The following is a 4,116-nucleotide window of genomic DNA, read 5'->3' as shown; positions in this document are numbered from 1 at the left end:
GCCGTTGTCGCGCCCGCCTGCCGCAATCGCCGCCTCGTAGAACGCATCGACTTCGGCCCGGCTTCGCGCCGCAAAGGCATAGTGGCGGCCGGCGCCTGCCGCTGCCTCATGCAACCAGAAGACCGGCCGTTCCCGCCCGTAACCGCCGACCTTCGCGCCGCCGGTATGTTCCGCCGGCACCATCATGAGGAGCGAGGCGCCAAGGGTCGCAAAGGCCTCGTCGTAAAACGACTTCGCCCGATCGAAATCCGTGACCGGAATGCCTGTATGGTCGATCATCGCCCCAATTCCTCCTTCACGCCTCGCCGACGGTTGAGCTACCGCTTCACGTCCCAGGTCGTGACGCGCTCGCCCGTTGCCGGATCCTTGCCGTCCTTGAGCTGGATACCCCGTGCCAACAGGTCGTCGCGGATCTTGTCGGCCTCAGTGAAGTTCTTCGCCTTCAGCAGTTCAAGACGGGCCCGCACGCGGCCGTCGATGTCGCGCACCAGCCCCTCGTCCAGCTCGACCGCCTCCGGCACCACGCCGATCAGCGCAGCGCTTGCCGCAAAAGTGCCGAGCAGCTTCGGGTCGGCCGCCGCCTTCTGGGCCAGAGCATGGAGCGCCTGAACCGCTGCGACCGTGTTGAGATCGTCGGAGAGTGCAGCAACGATGGCCGGATCCGCCTCACCCGTCGCCTCACCCGGCACCGGCCATTTGGACAGAAGGTGTTCTGCCTCTTCCAGCCGCTTCACCGAGAAATCGATCGGCTCGCGATAATGCGTCATCAGCATTGCGAGCCTCAGCACGTTGCCCGGCCACTGGCGGCCGGCGAACTTCTCGGTATGCAGCAGTTCGTAAATGGTGACGAAATTGCCTTCGGACTTGGACATCTTGCGGCCTTCGACCTGCAGGAAGCCATTGTGCATCCAGACATTCGCCATCACTTCGGTACCGTGGGCGCAGCGCGACTGGGCAATCTCGTTTTCATGGTGCGGGAAGATCAGGTCGAGCCCGCCGCCATGAATGTCGAAGACTTCGCCGAGATAGCGGCTGCTCATCGCCGAGCATTCGATGTGCCAGCCTGGACGCCCCCTGCCCCATGGGCTGTCCCAGCCCGGCTCGTTTTCGGCCGAGAGCTTCCACAGCACGAAGTCGCCGGGGTTCTTCTTGTGCGCCTCCACAGCAACGCGGGCGCCCGCCTGCTGTTCGTCGAGGTTGCGCTTTGAAAGCTGACCGTAGTCGGCCATCGACCTCGTATCGAACAGCACCTCGCCGCCCGCCTGATAAGCGTGGCCCTTGGCGATCAGCTTTTCGATGATCTCGATCATCTGAGCGATGTTGTCGGTTGCCCGCGGCTGCACATCCGGATCGAGGCTGCCAAGGGCGTTGGCATCGGCCAGAAACTGCGTTTCGGTCTTCTCGGTCACGCGTCGGATCGCGTCGTTGAGCGGCAGCGTCGGATAGTCCCGCAGCGCCCGCGCGTTGATCTTGTCGTCGACGTCGGTGATGTTGCGCGCATAGGTCACATGCTCCGCGCCATAGACATGGCGCAGCAGCCGGAACAGCACATCGAAGACGATGACCGGCCGGGCATTGCCGATATGGGCATAGTCATAGACGGTCGGGCCGCAGACATACATGCGGACGTTGTTGGGGTCGATCGGCCGAAACTCGACCTTTTCCCGCGTCAGCGTGTTGTACAGCTTCAATGTCGGCGCCATTCCCATTCTCCAATACGCATACGACCGTCAAAACACGGCGCCCGGGAGGCCCGCGCGTTTATCATCTTGGATTTTAGGAGACGAAAACGGCCAGGCCAGCGGGACGCTAGCGAATAATCTTCCGGCAGATAATGCAGGTAACCGTTTTCATAGGCTCACTTATCGCGCGTCACCCGTGCCCGGTCAAGAGGTCAGCCGCATGCAAGCACAGTCGGCTATCGAAACAGAATCGGCGGTCATGGATTTGTCACGATTAGGCTTATCTGAGATCGCCACGCGGAAAACAGATTCGCGGTGTAGTTGGTTCTGCACCACGGGTTCCTGTTTCCGGAGAACAGGGAGGAGCGCCGTTTTCGCGCTGAATGACGAAAACGGCATGTATCCGGTTCAGGCAAGCATTAAGGAGTGAGTGCAAGTGAAAGCCGCAAAGACCAAAGACGCCGTGAAATCCGCCAATCTCGTCGAACAGTACCGCCCGCTCGGCCTGAAGGCCGTGCTCGCCGCAGCGCTGCAGCTAAAGGCGAAGCCGGCGACCAAGCTCGCCAAGCGCCCCGCCTGATCTTTCCGGGCTATTCCCTTAAAACAGGGACATCTGGCCGTCGTCGGCTGCCGGCTTGCTCCGGTCCTTCGGCTGGGTGTCCGCAGCCGGCGTTACCTCTGCCTGGATATCGGGACCGGAATTGGCGACCTTGTTGACCTTGTCGGACACCGGGATCGCCTCGAAGTAGTCGTCGGCCACAGGGCCGAAGAGATCGGCAACCTCACGCGGCTCCTGCGTTCTGCAGTCCAGCCAGCGGGCGAAATCCTCGGGCTCAATGACAACAGGCATACGGTCGTGGATCTGCCGGATCGACGCATTGGCCGCCGTTGTCAGGATGGCGGCCGTATCGACTTCAGAGCCATCAGCCGAAGACCAGGTCTCCATCAGGCCGGCGAAGGCGACAATGCCGCCCTTGCGCGGACGCACCCAATAGGCCTGCGAGGGCTCGCGGCTCCCTTTCGGCGGCCGGCGCCACTCGTAGAAGCCGGAGGCCGGCACCAGCACGCGGCGATGCCGCATGGCGGCGCGAAACGACGCCTTCTCGATTGCCGATTCGGCCCGGGCATTGATCAGCAGCGGAAAATCACGCGGGTCCTTGACCCAGCCAGGCATGAAGCCCCACCGCACGAGGACGGCCTTGCGCTCCGGCAGATTGCTTCCGGGCCTGGCCCGCTCGCCGGAAACGACGACCATGATCGGCTGGGTTGGCGCGATGTTGAAGCGCGCCGGAAAGTCTTCGCTCTCCAGCAAGCCGAACAACTCCATCAATTCTTCCGGTGTCGCCGTCAGCGCAAAACGTCCGCACATGACATCGATGTGGCACTTCACGTAGGATGGGTCAACGCTACCGAGACGATTTGATTCCCAGATGCCGACCAGACCTGAACTTGCCTCCTCCGTCATTCTCGAACGCGACGGACGCTATTTGCTCGTTCGCAGGGCCAACCCGCCCTCGGCCGATATGTACGCCTTTCCGGGCGGACGCGCAGAACCTGGCGAAACGCCGGCGGAAACCGCGTTGCGGGAGCTTCTGGAAGAGACCGGCATCGGGGCGCGCAACCCCGTTCTGTTTGAAACCTACGACCTGCCCGGCAAGGAATCGGAGGGACGGCATTTCCTGCTGTCTGTCTTCAAGGCCGAAGCCGATAAAGACGCGGTTGCCATCGCCAGCGACGACGCCGCCGGGCTTGGCTGGTTCACGCCCGACGAGATCTTCGCCCTGCCGATCCCCGACAGCGTGCGAGAATGCGTGGAAAGACTGGCGCGCGGCGACGGCGAATCGGCGACGGCAGACTTCAGCCTTGAATCCGCCGCCAATTCGAGCTTGATGAAATCATGATCATCGCCCCGCTCCTTGCAAGACTGGCCGTTGCCGGCCTCGTCGTGACCGCAGCGACCGGCGCTGCAGCGCAAAAAACGCCGACGAAAGAGCCCGCAAAGGTCGAAACCACGGCTCCGGCACCTGTCGCCGTCGAGGAAAAGTCGACCCCATACGACCAGAGGTTGATTCGGCTTTCGGAGATTTTGGGTTCCGTGCACTACCTGCGAAACCTCTGCATCAAGGAACCGGAGGATGTTTGGCGGCGTTCCATGCAGGAATTGATCGACAAGGAAACCGCCAACGAGGTCAAACGACGCGAGCGAATGACGGCTGCTTTCAACCGTGGGTATCGCACCTTTGCATCTGTTTACACGGCCTGCACCGGGCCGGCGATCGTCGCTGAGCAGCGATATCGTGCCGAAGGCGCAACACTTGCGTCAGAAATCGTCGCCCGCTTTGGAAATTAGCAATAAATTAACCTCTTTTCTCACGACCCCGTGTCGTTTCGGGAAAAGGCTGCTAAGTTCGTTAAGAGAGTGGTAAGAAGTGGC

6 protein-coding genes are annotated in these 4,116 nt (G+C 61.8%); 3 read left to right on the top strand and 3 right to left on the bottom strand.

Features of this window, described 5'->3' with window-relative positions; genetic code table 11:
- Positions 1 to 279, bottom strand: a 279-nt coding sequence (locus VGO04_RS00425; protein WP_327493982.1) for a VOC family protein, incomplete at its 3' end; no start/stop codon positions are given.
- A gap of 38 nt (positions 280 to 317) precedes the next feature.
- Entirely contained in the window at positions 318 to 1,709 is a 1,392-nt protein-coding gene (gene cysS / locus VGO04_RS00420) for a cysteine--tRNA ligase (protein ID WP_327493981.1), read from the bottom strand.
- A gap of 409 nt (positions 1,710 to 2,118) precedes the next feature.
- Between cysS and VGO04_RS00415 the strand changes: the two genes are divergently transcribed.
- Positions 2,119 to 2,262: a hypothetical protein gene (locus tag VGO04_RS00415; RefSeq protein ID WP_327493983.1), complete on the top strand. Its 144-nt coding sequence runs from the start codon at positions 2,119 to 2,121 to the stop codon at positions 2,260 to 2,262.
- A gap of 18 nt (positions 2,263 to 2,280) precedes the next feature.
- Here the strand turns inward: VGO04_RS00415 and VGO04_RS00410 are convergent, their stop codons facing one another.
- The gene (locus VGO04_RS00410; RefSeq protein ID WP_327493980.1) at positions 2,281 to 3,051 is read right to left on the bottom strand and encodes an SOS response-associated peptidase; all 771 of its coding nucleotides are present in this window, start codon (positions 3,049 to 3,051) and stop codon (positions 2,281 to 2,283) included.
- A gap of 61 nt (positions 3,052 to 3,112) precedes the next feature.
- Here VGO04_RS00410 and VGO04_RS00405 point away from each other — a divergent pair, with 61 nt between their 5' ends.
- Positions 3,113 to 3,583, top strand: coding sequence for an NUDIX hydrolase (locus VGO04_RS00405; protein ID WP_327493979.1), 471 nt, complete (start codon positions 3,113 to 3,115; stop codon positions 3,581 to 3,583).
- Positions 3,580 to 4,032, top strand: coding sequence for a TIGR02301 family protein (locus tag VGO04_RS00400; RefSeq protein ID WP_327493978.1), 453 nt, complete (start codon positions 3,580 to 3,582; stop codon positions 4,030 to 4,032). Before VGO04_RS00405 ends, VGO04_RS00400 begins: the two co-directional genes overlap by 4 nt.
- Positions 4,033 to 4,116 lie beyond the last annotated feature (84 nt).

It is taken from the genome of Ensifer sp., assembly GCF_035999185.1.
Lineage (GTDB): Bacteria > Pseudomonadota > Alphaproteobacteria > Rhizobiales > Rhizobiaceae > Ensifer.
Note: the sequence above shows the minus strand (reverse complement) of the source record. Positions and strands in the feature narration are given on the sequence as shown.

Coding starts and splice junctions, on each gene's coding strand:
- VGO04_RS00410 (WP_327493980.1), bottom strand. CDS start 3,051: ATGTGCGGACGTTTTGCGCTGACGGCGACACCGGAAGAATTGATGGAG.
- VGO04_RS00400 (WP_327493978.1), top strand. CDS start 3,580: ATGATCATCGCCCCGCTCCTTGCAAGACTGGCCGTTGCCGGCCTCGTC.
- cysS (WP_327493981.1), bottom strand. CDS start 1,709: ATGGGAATGGCGCCGACATTGAAGCTGTACAACACGCTGACGCGGGAA.
- VGO04_RS00405 (WP_327493979.1), top strand. CDS start 3,113: ATGCCGACCAGACCTGAACTTGCCTCCTCCGTCATTCTCGAACGCGAC.